The organism is Vibrio sp. PNB23_22_6 (assembly GCF_052877535.1).
On record NZ_JBNFXP010000003.1, the window covers coordinates 191,066 to 206,872 of the forward strand.

General features: G+C 45.8%; 13 protein-coding genes. 8 read left to right on the forward strand and 5 right to left on the reverse strand.

What is annotated here, in order from left to right:
- The first annotated feature begins 1 nt into the window (after nt 1).
- The 4 genes from lpoB (at nt 2) to ACVA54_RS04040 (ending at nt 3,930) form a co-directional block, all read left to right on the forward strand.
- A complete protein-coding gene (gene lpoB, locus ACVA54_RS04025; RefSeq protein ID WP_099078569.1) occupies nt 2-592 on the forward strand; it encodes a penicillin-binding protein activator LpoB in 591 nt (196 codons plus the stop codon).
- Nucleotides 593-626: 34 nt separating this feature from the next.
- Nucleotides 627-1,505: a thiamine kinase gene (thiK, locus tag ACVA54_RS04030; RefSeq protein ID WP_099078570.1), complete on the forward strand. Its 879-nt coding sequence runs from the start codon at nt 627-629 to the stop codon at nt 1,503-1,505.
- Nucleotides 1,506-1,580: 75 nt separating this feature from the next.
- The gene (ycfP, locus tag ACVA54_RS04035) at nt 1,581-2,120 is read left to right on the forward strand and encodes an alpha/beta hydrolase YcfP (RefSeq protein ID WP_099078571.1); all 540 of its coding nucleotides are present in this window, start codon (nt 1,581-1,583) and stop codon (nt 2,118-2,120) included.
- 520 nt (nt 2,121-2,640) lie between these two features.
- On the forward strand, nt 2,641-3,930 hold the full coding sequence (locus ACVA54_RS04040) for an NAD(P)/FAD-dependent oxidoreductase (RefSeq protein ID WP_099078572.1): 1,290 nt from the start codon (nt 2,641-2,643) through the stop codon (nt 3,928-3,930).
- A gap of 64 nt (nt 3,931-3,994) precedes the next feature.
- Here ACVA54_RS04040 and ACVA54_RS04045 read toward each other — a convergent pair whose 3' ends face one another.
- The 4 genes from ACVA54_RS04045 to ACVA54_RS04060 form a co-directional block, all read right to left on the reverse strand.
- Nucleotides 3,995-4,543: a GNAT family N-acetyltransferase gene (locus ACVA54_RS04045; RefSeq protein WP_099078573.1), complete on the reverse strand. Its 549-nt coding sequence runs from the start codon at nt 4,541-4,543 to the stop codon at nt 3,995-3,997.
- A gap of 66 nt (nt 4,544-4,609) precedes the next feature.
- Complete coding sequence (locus ACVA54_RS04050) at nt 4,610-5,380, reverse strand: peptidoglycan binding protein CsiV (protein WP_172438067.1); 771 nt, start codon at nt 5,378-5,380, stop codon at nt 4,610-4,612.
- Nucleotides 5,381-5,387: 7 nt separating this feature from the next.
- Nucleotides 5,388-8,849 carry a transcription-repair coupling factor gene (gene mfd / locus ACVA54_RS04055; RefSeq protein WP_446619724.1) on the reverse strand — a complete coding sequence of 1,154 codons (3,462 nt, stop codon included), beginning with the start codon at nt 8,847-8,849 and terminating at the stop codon, nt 5,388-5,390.
- 5 nt (nt 8,850-8,854) lie between these two features.
- Nucleotides 8,855-9,424 (reverse strand): PilZ domain-containing protein, encoded by a 570-nt coding sequence (locus ACVA54_RS04060; RefSeq protein WP_099078576.1) that lies wholly within the window; start codon nt 9,422-9,424, stop codon nt 8,855-8,857.
- Nucleotides 9,425-9,656: 232 nt separating this feature from the next.
- Here ACVA54_RS04060 and lolC point away from each other — a divergent pair, with 232 nt between their 5' ends.
- The 3 genes from lolC to lolE are packed head-to-tail and all read left to right on the forward strand — an operon-like array spanning nt 9,657 to nt 12,812.
- A complete protein-coding gene (lolC, locus tag ACVA54_RS04065; protein WP_182852556.1) occupies nt 9,657-10,865 on the forward strand; it encodes a lipoprotein-releasing ABC transporter permease subunit LolC in 1,209 nt (402 codons plus the stop codon).
- Nucleotides 10,858-11,565 (forward strand): lipoprotein-releasing ABC transporter ATP-binding protein LolD, encoded by a 708-nt coding sequence (lolD, locus tag ACVA54_RS04070; RefSeq protein WP_099078578.1) that lies wholly within the window; start codon nt 10,858-10,860, stop codon nt 11,563-11,565. The genes lolC and lolD overlap by 8 nt, the downstream gene beginning before the upstream one ends.
- 2 nt (nt 11,566-11,567) lie before the next feature.
- Nucleotides 11,568-12,812 carry a lipoprotein-releasing ABC transporter permease subunit LolE gene (lolE, locus tag ACVA54_RS04075; RefSeq protein ID WP_099078579.1) on the forward strand — a complete coding sequence of 415 codons (1,245 nt, stop codon included), beginning with the start codon at nt 11,568-11,570 and terminating at the stop codon, nt 12,810-12,812.
- A gap of 189 nt (nt 12,813-13,001) precedes the next feature.
- Here the strand turns inward: lolE and ACVA54_RS04080 are convergent, their stop codons facing one another.
- On the reverse strand, nt 13,002-13,511 hold the full coding sequence (locus ACVA54_RS04080; protein ID WP_099078580.1) for a DUF2062 domain-containing protein: 510 nt from the start codon (nt 13,509-13,511) through the stop codon (nt 13,002-13,004).
- An 8-nt stretch (nt 13,512-13,519) separates the two neighbouring features.
- On the opposite strand from ACVA54_RS04080, the gene ACVA54_RS04085 reads away from it, so the two are divergent.
- Nucleotides 13,520-15,778, forward strand: coding sequence for a DNA internalization-related competence protein ComEC/Rec2 (locus ACVA54_RS04085; protein ID WP_446649417.1), 2,259 nt, complete (start codon nt 13,520-13,522; stop codon nt 15,776-15,778).
- Nucleotides 15,779-15,807: the final 29 nt, after the last annotated feature.

Below are 15,807 nucleotides of genomic sequence, written 5' to 3' on the forward strand. Positions count from 1 at the left end.
CATGAAAAAAAGTATTATTGCTCTTTTGGGTCTCGCCGTAATTTTGGGAGGGTGTTCAAACAAAGTCTCTTACGGCGATGCGCAGGCGACAGAAACCACCACCATCGATTTTGGTTCGACGGATCTACAAAAAATTGCTGGAGATATGGTCGACAGCATGATGATGTCAGGTTCTGTCGCGGCTATTACTCGTGACCAGCGTCCTATTGTTTTTGTTGAACGTATAAAGAACAAGACAAGTGAGCATATTGATACCGAATCGATTACCGATACGATTTCTACCAAAATGCTTAACTCTGGTAAGTTCCGTTTTGTTGATATGGCTCGCGTCGAGTCCGTTCGTGAGCAGCTTAACTTTCAAAACAATGATGAACTCGTAAATCAAAGTACGGCCATTCAGTTTGGTAAAATGGTTGGCGCGCAGTACATGCTTTACGGTAATTTGTCGAGTATCGTGAAAAACGCGGGTAGTAATAAAGACGTTTACTACAAGATGACTATGCGCTTGATGGATCTAGAAACAGGTTTAATTGAGTGGGCAGACGAAACTGAAATTAGAAAAGAACAGTCTAAAAGTTTATTTGGCCTCTAATTAGGTCGTATGGCGCAACGTGGAGGAGTGGTTGATGGCGTGGTTTTCTTGGCAACAAGCGAAACAGTTGGATCCGAGCCTTAATGCGCTCGATGGCTTCTTCACGGTACCTCCAGTGAAAGTACAGATTGTCACTGGAGGGTTAACCAATCGTTGTTGGCGATTGGAGTGCTCACAAGGTTTTGCTTATGTTTGGCGGCCAACCAGTCATGTGTGCAAAGCCTTTGCTATTTCTCGTCATAATGAACATCAAGTTCTTAATGCTATCTCACCATTAAATCTTGGCCCTAAGCCAGCATTTTTGCATGAACAAGGCTTGTTGGTTGAATGGCTTGATGGAGAGACTATCACTAAGCCAGGCATTGAGTTGGATGAGTTACTGCCGATCGCAGTGGCCATTCATCAATATCCGTGTCAGACAATCCCTCTCGTCCCTTTCTCTTACCTATCTCGGGTTGATCATTATTGGCTTGAGCTTTGTGGGAGGTATACGGGGACAGTGTTTGAAGCGCTGTATCACAAATGGCGAACCGAGCCGAGTATAGAGCCCATTCCATTGGCACTTTGTCATTTTGATCTTGGTTGTTACAACCTTGTCCGAGGCGATAATGGTGTTAAGGTCATTGATTGGGAATACGCAGGGCTTGCCGACCCAAGACTTGACCTTGCGCTTATTTTGCAATTAGCAGAGGTGCCTATCGAGCAAGGTGTGGCACAGTATTGTCAAACTCGCCAATTAAAAAATGTTTCTATTTGGTTGAAAGGTGTTCAAGCATGGCGTCCTAGAACGATGGTCATGGCAATGTTATGGTATTTACTCGCCTACAAATTGTGGAATGATGAACAATACTTGAACAGTGCACATGAGTTTAAAGACTTATTATGTTTGGAAGATCACTGTTTTGAGAACTGATGGCGTTTTCTCCTTTAACCATGAGGAAATAGTGGTAGTTTAACGTTAAGTGCCAGCATACAGGGAGAGGTACACATGATTATTTACTTGCACGGCTTTGATAGCACAAGCCCAGGTAACCACGAAAAAGTGCTTCAATTGCAATTTATTGATGATGACGTTCGTTTCATTAACTACAGTACACTTCACCCGAAGCACGACATGCAGCACTTATTGAAAGAAGTGTCGAAAGTGATTGAGCAGTCAGATGACCCAAATCCACTCATTTGTGGCGTAGGCCTAGGTGGCTATTGGTCTGAACGAGTTGGGTTTCTATGCGGTATTAAGCAGGTGATTTTTAACCCCAATTTACACCCAGAGAACAATATGGCTAGCCGCATTGACCGTCCTGAAGAATATGAAGACATTGCAACTAAGTGTGTTGAGCAGTTCCGTACGAAGAACAAAGAGCGTTGTTTAGTGATACTGTCAAAAGAGGACGAAGTCCACGATAATTCACAAACAGCGGCGGAGTTGGAGGCGTATTACCGGATCATTTGGGATGATACTCAGACACATAAGTTTAAGAAAATTTCTCACCACCTTCAAACGATGAAGGCATTTAAAGACGCATAACGCCTTCAAGCGACATAGCGGCAATCTTCTAACAGCACTTTTCGAGGTGCTGTTTTTGTATCTGCGTTTCTCCTCCAGTTATGTATGTGCCTATCAAACGCATTACATTTGTTGCAAATGATAACTCTGAATTATGATTTATTGCTTTTGTAGCACGGCAACACTACATCAAAGTAGACGAAAATTGGTCAATCCGCATCAAGAGTAAGGATTTTTTGTTGCCATGAAGGGATTGCTCTATATAATGAAGATGGTAAAAATAATTTGATAAATATCAAAAAAAATTGAGAGCAAGTAATAAACTTGCCTATTTGTTGTCTGAGGTCGTGTTTTTCAGACACGCAAGTCGATGCTAATCATACAAATAACAAGAATAAGTCAATATAAGATGGTATCGGTGTTAATCCAAAGTGAACTTGCCTCTAAACAGAATTCATCGGTTGGGTGCGTTGCGGCAGCATGTCTGTCAGCAAGCATCGGACTGAACCCATATATTCATTTTTTGTAGAGGATAATCATTGTGACACGCATTATCGTTGTAGGCGGCGGTGCTGGTGGTCTTGAGTTGGCGACCAAACTGGGTCGCACTCTTGGTCGTAAAAACCGAGCGCAAATTACATTAGTAGACCGTAAAGCCAGTCATTTGTGGAAACCGTTGTTGCATGAAGTTGCAACGGGTTCATTGGACGAAGGTGTGGACGCATTGAGTTACCGTGCTCACGCGAAGAACCATCACTTCGATTTCCAGATGGGCAGTCTTCAAGATATTGACCGTGAGCGTAAGGTGATCATTTTAAGTGAACTTACAGACGGCCATGGCGAACTTTTGATGCCAAGTCGCGAGCTAGAGTATGACATTTTGGTAATGGCAATCGGCTCAACATCCAACGACTTCAATACACCAGGCGTTCGTGAGCACTGTATTTTCCTCGACAGCCCCGAACAAGCGCATCGTTTCCGCAGTGAGATGAACAACGAGTTCTTAAAACTGCATGCAAAAAGTGGCAACGGCACGGTGGATATCGCTATCGTGGGCGCGGGTGCAACAGGAGTCGAGCTTTCAGCAGAACTTCACAATGCAGTGAAAGAGCTGCGTACTTACGGTTTTGGTGATTTAGACTCTAGCAAGTTAAATGTAAGTCTGGTTGAAGCGGGTGAGCGTATTCTTCCTGCACTTCCACCGCGTATTTCTTCTGCCGCACATCAAGAGTTGGTTAAACTTGGCGTTAACGTACGTACTGCGACAATGGTAACGCAAGCCGAGAAGGGCGGTTTGACGACGAAAGATGGGGAGAAAATTCCAGCACAAATCATGGTATGGGCTGCTGGTATCAAAGCGCCTGATTTCATCAAAGATATCGCTGGGCTAGAGACCAACCGCATCAATCAACTGGTAGTCAAAGGTACGCTGCAAACGACTCGTGACGATGATATTTTTGTCATTGGTGACTTGGCGCAATGCACTCAGCCTGATGGTTCATTTGTACCGCCTCGTGCCCAGGCAGCACACCAGATGTCGAGCCAAGCGTTCAGCAATATCGTGGCGAAGTTAAATGGACGCGAGATGAAGGATTATGTTTACAAAGATCATGGTTCTTTGGTTTCTCTAAGTCGTTTCTCGACGGTTGGTAGCCTGATGGGTAATTTAACAAAAGGCTCAATGATGGTTGAAGGTCGTATCGCTCGTGTAGTGTACATCTCACTCTACCGAATGCATCAAATGGCATTGCATGGTGTGATCAAGACGGGGTTGATGATGCTGGTTGGTCGCATCAATCGTGTCCTTCGTCCAAATCTGAAGCTGCACTAATAGGTAACCCCAGCTAGAGCCAATGCAGATTCCAAGTATAAGCCATCGTATGTCGGTGGCTTTTTTATTTTAAATCACTTGGTAACAGTGAATACACCACACCATCTCTCGGTTTTCCATGAAAGATAAAGCGGTCTCTCGCGATAGTTTCTTTCACTGCGCCAACGGATTCGATCAAAGATTGGCTCGCAGTATTATCTGGATCGCAGACGATTTCGATTCTGGTTAAACTCAGAGTGTCGAAACAGAATTCTGCCAGTGCACTGACCGCTTCTTGAGCGTAACCATTACGTTGGTAGCGATCCGCCACCCAGTAACCAATACTTGCCATATTGAACGTATGATAAAGCTCGTTCACCGCCGCCATTCCAAGTAAATTATTGTGCTCGCGATTGTAGATTCCAAACCCAAGAGCGTCAGTTTTAACCCAGTTCAAGCGGGTGGCTAATAGAAAGTCTTGTGCTTCTTTTAGAGTGATGTGTTTATCAGTCCAATCTAGCCATTTATGTAGGGAAGGGGAATTGGCCAATAAGCTTTGCAGTGAGTGCTCATCTTCTGAAGGGATAAGTCGCAGGGTCAAGCGAGGAGTAATGATTTCGAAATCTGGACTCATGAATGGATATTGCTCCTAGATACAATAAAGCGCAGCAAGCGCTGCGCTTTACTTTAATGTTGGTCGTTATTGAACGCGACGAACTTGGATGATCATCCCCACTAGTGGGTTGTCTAGGTAATGCGTTTCACCACTGCGCATGCGACGTTTTTGATCCAGTCGGTAGCTCTTAAGAAATGTTTCTTGTGTGACGGTTGGCGATATCTCTACTAGGTTACCGACTTGCACATTACCTTCTACTTCACCAAACTCGTCAGAGATTTGCTCTGCTGGTTGTGCTTCTACTCGGACTTCACGAACACTCGGTTCACGCAGGTCCAATGTGGTTTCGGCAAACAAATAGTGCTGAACATAGATTTGAATCTTACCGTCTAACTCGTAAAGTGGGCCGCTGATAACTTCTTCGCTGTAGCCATCGGTCATCAATGTTTGAGCATCGCCAGTGATTGGACTGCCATCCGCATAGTAAGAACCTGAGAAATCGCGACCACCAACGATTCGAAAAATTGGCGCGCTTGCTTTACCGCTGTCTCCTTGTCGCCATGCCACGTGCTTCAGTACTTTAAAGCCGGCATGATTGTTTAGCGCCGCTGCTTGAGCATTGAGTTGGAAAGATGAACGCGGCAACAGTGTTACACCTTTTGAGCTTCGGTAAGAGTCATTATCGAGGCTGCCGACATTACTCATTTCGATGGTTGGCAGTTGGTTTGGCCATGACTCACTGGTGCTTTCAGTGTCGATTGCTCGCTTGAAAATAATCACTTCAATATCAAATTGACGTTGCGCCCAGGATGGCATGGAGACACAAAGAAGCAATAACGGGATCAGTATTCTCATTCGACTATTAGCTCGTTGGTAATAAATTTTGTTTAAAATCATTCAGCAAGTCTTGTACGAACTGAATGCGTTTTCGTCGGTCTGTTAATGGTACGCTAAACTTGAACTTAGTTGGACCTTCCATTGCAAATTTTTGCGGCTGTGATTGCAGCAGTGTAACTAAATACGCTGGATTAATGTCAGCATCCGGGTAAAACTCAATAAATCCCCCCTTATCATGGGCTTCCAGCTTTTTAGCTTTGATCGTTCCCGCTCCAATTTTCAGCTCAGAGACTGTTAGGAGGTTCTTAGTTGCGTCAGGTAATAAACCAAAGCGATCAATCAGTTCGACTTTAAGCTCGGAAAGACCTTCACCGTCCGTTACGCTCGCAATACGCTTGTACATTGACAGGCGAGTGTTTACGTCAGGGATGTAATCGTCCGGCAGTAACGCAGGAATGCGTATCTCGACTTCTGTTTGTTCGCGAAGCAGTTCATCTAGCGATGGCTCTTTACCTTCTTTCAATGCTTCAACTGCTTGCTCAAGCATTTCCATATACAGTGTAAAGCCAACTGATTGAATTTGACCACTTTGCTCATCACCTAATAATTCACCCGCGCCACGAATTTCTAAATCATGAGTCGCCAGTGTGAAGCCTGCACCAAGATCTTCGAGTGAGGCGATGGCATCTAAGCGTTTAATCGCATCCTTAGTCATGGCTTTTGGATGCGGTGTCAGTAGGTATGCGTAGGCTTGGTGATGAGAGCGACCTACACGGCCACGTAGTTGATGAAGCTGCGCTAAACCAAGGTTGTCAGCACGATCCATAATAATCGTGTTTGCGGTTGGCACGTCAATACCCGTTTCAATAATGGTGGTACACACGAGCAAGTTGAATCTTTGATGGTAAAAGTCGTTCATGATGCGTTCGAGTTCTCGTTCGCGCATCTGACCATGGGCTACAGTGACACGAGCCTCTGGAACGAGTTTCTGCAAATCTTCAGCAGCTTTCTCAATGGTCTCTACTTGATTGTGTAGGAAATATACCTGACCGCCACGCATGATCTCACGCAGCACCGCTTCACGAACGACAGACTCTTCACGTTGACGAACAAACGTTTTGATCGCCAGGCGTCGAGCAGGAGGCGTGGCAATGATCGACAAGTCACGCATTCCACTCATCGCCATATTTAAAGTTCGTGGTATTGGCGTTGCAGTGAGTGTTAGGATGTCGACATCCGCACGCATCGCTTTTACTTTCTCTTTTTGGCGTACACCAAAACGGTGTTCTTCATCGACAATCAGAAGACCAAGATCTTGGAATTTTATATCACTCGACAGCAACTTGTGTGTACCTACAACAATATCGACTTTGCCATCGGCGACATCTTGAAGAATGACTTTTTGCTCTTTGGCTGATTTAAAGCGCGATAATACTTCTACCCGGATCGGCAAGTTAGCAAAACGATCACGGAAGTTTTCAAAGTGCTGCTGTGCCAAAAGGGTGGTTGGTACCAGTACCGCGACCTGTTTATTGTTATCGGTAGCGACGAATGCCGCACGCATTGCGACTTCTGTTTTACCAAAGCCAACGTCACCACAAACAAGACGATCCATGGCTTTTGCTTGGCACATGTCGGATAGTACGGCATTGATTGCCATTGCTTGGTCGTCGGTTTCTTCAAACGGGAACGTTGCTTTGAACGTGGCGTACTGGCCGCGATCCAGCTGGAATTTGTAGCCAGGTTTAAGCTCACGTTTTGCGTAAACGTCCAGCAGCTCTGCCGCAACGTCACGCACTTTTTCTGCCGCTTTACGACGCGCTTTTACCCAGGCTTCACCCCCAAGCTTGTGCAGTGGTGCACTTTCTTCTGCGCCACCCGAGTAACGGCTGATGAGATTGAGCGATGACACTGGTACGTATAACTTGGCATCATTTTGATATTCCAGCGTTACGTACTCGGTTTTCATGCCGCCCGCTTCAAGGGTTTGTAGACCAATGTACCGGCCGATACCATGGTCTATGTGAACGACTGGTTGTCCCGGCTTTAGCTCTGCCAAATGGCGGATTACGGTATCGCTGTTGACCGCTTTTTTGTCTTTTCGGCGACGCTGAATGACGCGATCGCCAAGCAAATCACTTTCACAAATCAGAGCGAAATTGAGCTCATTATGAATAAAGCCGTGTTCCGCCGCCCCTAGCGTCAGGCTGAATCGGTCATTAGAGTCGAGAGCTTGGTATAGCGAACCATGAACAACAGGTCGCACTTTAATACCTTGTAGTAGTTCTGTGAGTGCTTCGCGACGGCCTTCTGATTCGACCGAGAAGACGATCTTGCCAGTGAACTGTTCACTGAATTGACGTAGACGCGCAAGGGGTTCTTTGTTTTGTTGCTGTACCCCAAGTTCGACAAGTGATTGTACCGCAAGATTCTGGCGACCACCGCGGCTTGCCACTTTATCAAGGCTTAATTGAGCTTGTGGCAACAGTTTAAAGTGGCTAAATAGTTCTTCTTTCTTTAACCACAACTCGTGTGGAGCAAGCAGTGGGCGTAACGGATCAATTTTCTTTTGGTCGTAGCGATACGCGACATCATTTAAGAAGGTGTCTACTGCCGCTTCTATATCACCAAAAATGATCAGTTGAGAATCTTGTGGCAAATAGTCGAACAGTGTTTCGGTATGATCGAAAAATAGTGGTTGCCAATACTCAATGCCTGCCGGCCAAGTGCCTTTGGTGACCTGCATGTAAATCGACTCTGGTTCGCGTCGCGCCTCAAACTGAGTACGCCAACGGGTGCGGAAATCTTCAATCGCAATTTTGGTCGTCGGAAATTCATGTGCAGGCAGCAGTTGGATCTGCTGGATGTCCTCGATGGAACGTTGATTCTCGGGATCGAAGGTTCGGATGGTATCGATTTCGTCATCAAAAAAGTCAATGCGGTATGGATCTGAACTTCCCATTGGAAATAGATCGATGATCGACCCACGGCTTGCATATTCACCCGGCCCGAATACTTGATCGACATGACGGTAACCAGAATTTTCCAGTTGAACACGCAGTTTGTCTAGTGAGAACTGATCGCCAGTTTTGACCATTAGGGTATGTTTCAGCAAGAAGTCTCGAGGGGACTGACGCTGCAAAACGGTGCTGACAGGGACAATCGTTACCCCGCCACGTTGATGTGGCAGTTGGTACAGACGGGCGATGCGGTCAGAGATGATCTCCTGGTGTGGAGAAAAGTTATCATAAGGCAGTGTTTCCCAATCAGGAAAGAGACTCACTGGTTGGTCAGTAAATTGTTCGATTTCTGCTTGTAGTTTTAGCGCGATTTGTGGATCGGGCACCACAAGTAGCGAGTGACTTGAATGTTGTTTCGCTAGCTCCGCAATCGCCATCGGCAATGCTGCTCCGGGTAGATTACCGAGCTGTTTTTTGTCGCCACGTTCGGAAGGATTGGTGACGGAGAGAATCGTTGCTTTTGTCATGGTAATTATTTGTTATCTCGCTCTAATGAACGCTGACGTAGTAGTTTTTGTTGTTGGTATAGCGCGGCTTTGATCAGTAAATCTTGGTCGGTTTCTCTGAGCAACTTGTATCTAAGCGTGATGACAAAGCCTTGTTCTGAAGGTTCGCACTCTACTACCTGAGCGTAGCAGTAAATGGCTGCTGCCGGATGGTCTAAAAAGAGTTTTACGCGCACGACTTGTTCTACATCTATCTCAATATCCGATCGATAACTCAGTTGACTCGCTCCAAACTGAGTGGTTTGGAATCGCACCATTGCCTCATCTTGCTGCGAGAGCATAAAACTGAGCAGTAGGTTGAGTTTAGCATTTTGTGTGTCAAGCAGGTTGATGACGTGTTTTAGCTCTTTGTTTTGTAGTTCAAGACGCGCCTTGTCTGCCAGCATATCTAATTGGCTGAACTCGCTTGCCACGATAAAAGGGGCAGGGATTTCTGAGACAAACGTGTTTTCGTCTGGCAGAGCAAAGTCAGACCCTAACGCTTCCACGTTGATCGTCAGGTTATGATGTACGGTGAAGTATTCTTGCTCTGTCATAAATCGGTCCTTTTCTGCCAACGAGCACGCTAACTTAGAGATAGGGCTCTGATTATCGCTAATCAGGATAAGTTATCAAGCTTACCTGTTTTTCTGCTGGAACTTTTTGTTCTAAATGCAGACTTATTGCATGTCGTTGACAAATTTAGCGATTATCTTGTCATCTTCATAGATAGAGTAAGGTAAGATACTCGCTAGTGTACTATCTAAACAATCGGTTGATTTGTCCTATATGTATCATCCTATCTCACTGTTTATTGGTTTAAGGTATCTTCGGGGCCGCTCCGGAGATCGGTTTAGCCGTTTTGTTTCTTATATGTCGACTGCGGGCATCACGATTGGTGTGATGGCGTTAGTAACGGTGCTTTCGGTGATGAATGGCTTCGAAGCGCAATTAAAAGATCGCATTCTAGGTGTGCTTCCTCATGCTGTTATCTCGCAGCAGGATGGCAAAACACCACTGACTGATACCTCACCGGAGTTTATCCAACAAATGTCCTCCATTGCTGAGCCTGAACCTATCGTCCGAGGGGAAGCGGTAATACAAAGCGCTGCGCAACTAACGGCGGGTTATTTGATTGGCATTGAGCCAAAGCGAGGCGATCCGATTTCGTATCATCTTATTGCCGGTCGGTTATCTTCACTGCAAGCGGGCGAATACAATGTATTTTTAGGTCATAGCTTGGCTCGCTCGCTAAAAGTATCTATGGGCGATAAAGTACGATTGATGGTCACCGACGCAACGCAATTTACCCCTTTCGGCCGAATCCCCAGTCAACGTAACTTCACGGTTGCTGGTATTTTCAATACAGGCTCAGACGTTGATGGCCAACTTATGATCGTTAACATGACCGATGCGGCTAAGTTGATGCGTTTTCCCCAAGATACGGTTTCCGGCTGGCGCGTATTTTTCTCTGACCCATTTATGGTGACTGACTTTGCCGATACACCAATGCCGGAAGGTTGGCAATGGAGTGATTGGCGAGCACAGCGCGGTGAGCTTTTCCAAGCGGTGAAAATGGAAAAGAACATGATGGGCTTAATGCTGGGGCTAATTGTTGGTGTCGCGGCGTTTAACATCATTTCTGCGTTGATTATGGTGGTGATGGAGAAGCAATCCGAAGTCGCGATTTTAAAAACACAAGGGATGACACAATCTCAAGTGATGGCAATTTTCATGGTACAGGGCGCGAGTAGTGGTGTGATTGGTGCGATTGTTGGCGGTGCTGTCGGCGTTGCTTTATCGCTCAACCTAAATGCGATTCTGGAAGCGGCAGGCGTTGCCTTGTTTAGCTTTGGTGGCCATTTGCCAATCGTGATTGATTCATTCCAAATTTTATTAGTGGTAGTGCTAGCGATTGCTCTGAGCTTAGCTGCCACTATTTACCCGTCTTACCGAGCATCTTCTGTTAAACCTGCTGAGGCACTTCGCTATGAATAAGCTATTAGAATGTCGTGATATTCGCAAAATCTACCGAGAGGGTTCGCTAGATACTGAAGTGCTGAAAGGGGTCAGTTTTGATATCGAGAAAGGCGAATTGGTTTCAATTGTTGGTTCATCAGGTTCGGGTAAAAGTACGTTGCTTCATATTCTTGGTGCTTTGGACGATGCGACACAAGGCGAAGTGGACTTTTTAGGGCAGAACCTTTCAACACTGAGTTCGAACAAACAAGCGGCAGTGCGTAATAAGCATCTAGGCTTTGTTTATCAATTTCATCACTTGCTGGCGGACTTTACCGCAGTTGAGAACGTGGCAATGCCGCTTCTAATTGGTGGTACTAAGGTCGATAAAGCGAAAGAAGCAGCCCAAGCTTTGCTAGAGAAAGTGGGGTTGGGACATCGCATGGACCATCGCCCGTCGGAGCTGTCTGGCGGTGAGCGTCAGCGTGTAGCCATTGCGCGTGCATTGGTGAATAAGCCGGATCTTGTCTTAGCCGATGAGCCAACGGGAAATTTGGATCATACTACTGCGCTAGCGATTTATGACTTAATGCGTGAATTAAACCAAGAATCAAATATTGCTTTTCTCGTGGTCACGCATGACAACGAGCTAGCAGCAAAGATGGACCGTCAAATGCATATGCAAGATGGTCTTTTGGTGGATCGTTTTACCACCGAACCTGCGTCTGTGGAGGGGTAGTTTTGTTTTCATCTTTAGCCTTGATGATTGGCGGTCGATTTAGTCGCGCGAAAAAGCGTAACAAGATGGTGTCGTTTATCTCTCTATCTTCAACGATTGGTATCGCCGTTGGTGTGGCGGTGATCATCATTGGTTTGTCAGCGATGAATGGCTTTGAGCGTGAACTGCAATCACGAGTGCTGTCTGTCATTCCACATGGTGAATTGGAGGGGGTCAATGGTCCACTGCACAATTACACTAGAACAATGAACCAAGCCATGACCCATGAGCATGTCGTGGCCGCCGCCCCTTACGTTCGATTCACGGGGTTAGCAGAAAAGGGCAGCAAGCTAAAAGCGATTGAAGTGCGTGGTGTGGATCCTGCTTTTGAACAAGCGGTTTCAAGTATGTCGGATTTTATTGATCCAAAAGCATGGCAAAATTTCTATGCGGGCCAGCAGCTAGTGATTTTGGGCCGTGGTGTTGCGAATGAGCTAAAGGTTGATGTGGGTGACTATGTCACTTTGATGGTCCCTCAGACTGGCAGCACCAATAAAGTCCAAGCGCCAAAACGTGTGCGGGTTAAAGTCGCGGGTTTTCTAACGTTGAATGGGCAAATCGACCACTCATTAGCGCTGGTCCCATTGGCTGATGCACAGCAATACGCGCGTTTGGGGGATGGGGTAACGGGCATTTCACTTAAGACCGATGATGTACTTAATGCGCCCTCTATTGTCCGAGAAGTGGGTAACTTAATTGACGTATACGTGTATCTAAAGAGTTGGCAGCAGCAGTTTGGTTTCTTATATCGTGATATTCAATTAGTTCGCACCATCATGTACTTGGTAATGGTATTGGTGATAGGTGTTGCGTGCTTCAACATTGTATCGACCCTCATGATGGCGGTAAAAGACCGTGCGGCTGAAATTGCGATTTTACGTACGATGGGGGCGAAAGATGGCCTGATTAAGCGCATCTTTGTTTGGCAAGGTGTGTTTTCTGGTGTGTTTGGCAGTCTTGTAGGCAGTATTACTGGTGTCTTGGTTGCGTTGAACCTTACCCCATTTATTAAAGGGATAGAAAGCTTGATTGGTCATCAATTCTTGTCGGGGGATATTTACTTTGTGGACTTCTTGCCATCACAGTTGCATTGGCCTGATGTCGCGCTAGTGGCGATGACTGCAATGTTGCTCAGCTTGTTGGCAACGTGGTATCCGGCTTCTCGTGCGGCTAAGCTCAATCCAGCGGCGGTGCTAAGTTCAAAATAAGTAGGCGAGGCTCATTCAAGCTTGAACAGCCGTTAAAGGTTATAAAGCAAAAAGGACCGATATTCGGTCCTTTTCTCTATTATTCAGTTTGCTCAGTGTATTTCATACTCGAGTGACATCAAATTTCATTTCGGACGTTAATCGTCTCTCACTTCGAGCTCTGTAACCTGCGATTTGTATTATAACGTCTTATCTTATTTTACGTTTTTGCCAACTGCGAACGACGGAATAGCGCCATAGGCCTCGAATACCAAAGTAACCGACAATTGCAGAGGTAACCCCACAAATTGCACAGCCCAGTAGGAATGGAGGACCAATAGTGTTCATCTGCTGCATGATGAATTCCCACGATAGTTCGAAATTAAACGGTTGTGGCGGCACATGCATGACGAGCGCCCCAAGCTTGTAAGCGAAATAAAATAGCACGGGCATAGTGATTGGATTGCTGATCCAAACCAAAGCAACGGAAAGAGGCAAATTTACACCTAGCACAATGGCAAGACCTGCCGCCATGATCATTTGGCTCGGCAGCGGTACAAACGCCATAAACAGGCCAACAGCAAAAGCACCGGACGCGGAGCGACGGTTTAAACACCATAGATTCGGGTTGTACAGCACGTTGCCGAAGACCTTTAGTGCTTTTTGGCGTTTGATCAGTTCATGATCTGGCATGAAGCGTTTTATCAGCTTTCTAGGCATAGGACGACATGACTCTCTCAGAAAAAAGTTGGACCTTGGCGTTATTTGTAGCGAGCGTAATTTCGTCTAGCTGGTGGCCGACGATGCCAGATTGGCGTTGGTTGCTGCCGGGAATCATTGCCACTGGCTTAATAATCAAATTACATCGCGGCATTATTAGCATAGGCGTAATTTGGGGTATTTTGGTTGTCGTTGTCCATGGCAATATTATGGAGTATCAAAGACAAGCCCTGTTTCAAGCAGAGGGGAATATTACCATAATTGGTCGAGTTGGCAGCCCTTTTAAGCAAATAAGTCACGGATACGAAGGAATTGCGGAGATAAGTCGGGTGAACTCTCAAAGCCTGTTACCTTTTTTTAAACCGAAAATCCGTTTGATAACCCCTTTCCCACTCCCAGTTAACAGCCGCTTTACGACTCAAGCAACCTTAAAGCCAGTATTTGGGTTAAGAAATGAAGCGGGATTTGATGCCGAAAAACATGCAATGAGTCAGGGCATTATTGCTAGATCAACGGTGTCATCTCAAGCCAAATGGATTGTCCGTACCACACCTTCACTTCGTCAACATGTCATCAAATCAGTTACGGATGATATTTCCCAGCTTCAACATCTCGCCTGGATTCAGGCTTTGGCATTTAGTGAACGCTCACAGCTTACTGAGCAAGATTGGCGTCAGTTGCGCGACAGTGGTCTGCTGCACTTGGTATCAATATCGGGTTTGCATATCGGAATGGCGTTTAGCTTAGGTATGGGATTAGGTTTCGTCGTTCGTTACGGCTTTCCTAACCATATTTTGTTGCCTGCCTTTTTTGGTGTGGCCGTTGCGGTGGGTTATGCATGGTTGGCTGACTTTTCACTGCCTACAAGTCGAGCGACCGCTGTTTGCGTGGTTTACGTGATGTTAAAGCTTTTCTTAGTGCATTGGAGTCCTTGGCGAGTTCTATTACTTGCCGTAGCATTACAGTTATTTTGGGAGCCTTTTGCGACGCTCAGCATAAGCTTTTGGTTGTCTTATTTATCGGTGGTGGCGGTACTGTTTGCGGTCAATGTGATTGAACAGAAAAGAGGAAGTTTGTTTTCCAAGCTCAAAGTGCTATTTAGCGTTCAGTTAGTACTTACTTTTTTGATAGTGCCTATTAGTGGTTATTTCTTTTCGGGGACGAGTCTATCAGCGATTATCTATAACCTCATTTTTATTCCTTGGTTTGGCTTTATTGTCGTGCCTTTAATGTTTTTAGCTCTTGCCTGCTCTTTACTGTCTCAGTCTTTATCTGCTTTCTTGTGGCAGTTACTAGACTGGGCGCTTTGGCCGCTGAGTTGGTCAATACAGTTTGCTGTGGGAAGTTGGCAGTTTCTAAGCGCTGAGGCGACGTGGTTGATGGTGGCTTTATGCCTGTTTGTGCTGTTTAACCGTTTTCTCGTAAAGCAAGCTTTGTTTGTTGTCGTTTTGGTCGTGATGAGTGTGGCAGTGTTTGATGAAAGAGAAAACGGTCGTTGGAGAATTGACGTACTAGATGTTGGCCATGGCTTAGCGGTAATTATAGAAAAGGATGGCGAAGTTATTCTATATGACACAGGTAAATCTTGGCATTCAGGAAGCATTGCAGAGCAGGTCATCGAGCCCATATTACATCGAAGGGGATATGATTCGATTGATACTTTCGTCATCAGCCATGCAGACTCAGACCATGCTGGTGGACGCTTAGTGATTGAAACACAGTTTTCTCCGATCCATAAGTTGAGTAGTCAGAATTACACTAACTTTCAGCCTTGCGTTGCTGGTGAGAATTGGCAATGGCAGGGGTTAAAGGTTGAGGTGCTTTGGCCTCCCAAAAGGGTGACGCGGGCTTACAACCCTCATTCATGCGTTATTCGTTTTACTGATCCGCGAACTCACTTTCGACTGTTGTTGACGGGCGACATAGAAGCCATTAGTGAATGGATCTTAATTCGGCAGCCTGAACTGGTCGCTAGTGATGTCGTACTTGTGCCACATCACGGCAGTAAGAGTTCATCCACTTCTGAGTTCGTTAACGCCGTTAAGCCCAAATTGGCAATTGCCTCATTAGCGAAAAACAATCAGTGGGGAATGCCAGCAAAAAGTGTTAAAGCGGCGTATCAGGAAGCCAACGCTCATTGGCTTGATACGGGAGATAAAGGGCAAGTGAGCGTGTTTATTAGTCAAAACAATTGGTATTTTGAAACCAAACGTGGTGATACATTTGAGCCTTGGTATAGGCAGATGCTGCGTAAGGGGGTAGAATAAGAGTCTTAATGTAAGAAAATAAAGCACTT

Coding starts and splice junctions, on each gene's coding strand:
- lpoB (WP_099078569.1), top strand. CDS start 2: ATGAAAAAAAGTATTATTGCTCTTTTGGGTCTCGCCGTAATTTTGGGA.
- thiK (WP_099078570.1), top strand. CDS start 627: ATGGCGTGGTTTTCTTGGCAACAAGCGAAACAGTTGGATCCGAGCCTT.
- ycfP (WP_099078571.1), top strand. CDS start 1,581: ATGATTATTTACTTGCACGGCTTTGATAGCACAAGCCCAGGTAACCAC.
- ACVA54_RS04045 (WP_099078573.1), bottom strand. CDS start 4,543: ATGAGTCCAGATTTCGAAATCATTACTCCTCGCTTGACCCTGCGACTT.
- ACVA54_RS04050 (WP_172438067.1), bottom strand. CDS start 5,380: ATGAGAATACTGATCCCGTTATTGCTTCTTTGTGTCTCCATGCCATCC.
- mfd (WP_446619724.1), bottom strand. CDS start 8,849: ATGACAAAAGCAACGATTCTCTCCGTCACCAATCCTTCCGAACGTGGC.
- ACVA54_RS04060 (WP_099078576.1), bottom strand. CDS start 9,424: ATGACAGAGCAAGAATACTTCACCGTACATCATAACCTGACGATCAAC.
- lolC (WP_182852556.1), top strand. CDS start 9,657: ATGTATCATCCTATCTCACTGTTTATTGGTTTAAGGTATCTTCGGGGC.
- lolD (WP_099078578.1), top strand. CDS start 10,858: ATGAATAAGCTATTAGAATGTCGTGATATTCGCAAAATCTACCGAGAG.
- ACVA54_RS04080 (WP_099078580.1), bottom strand. CDS start 13,511: ATGCCTAGAAAGCTGATAAAACGCTTCATGCCAGATCATGAACTGATC.
- ACVA54_RS04085 (WP_446649417.1), top strand. CDS start 13,520: ATGACTCTCTCAGAAAAAAGTTGGACCTTGGCGTTATTTGTAGCGAGC.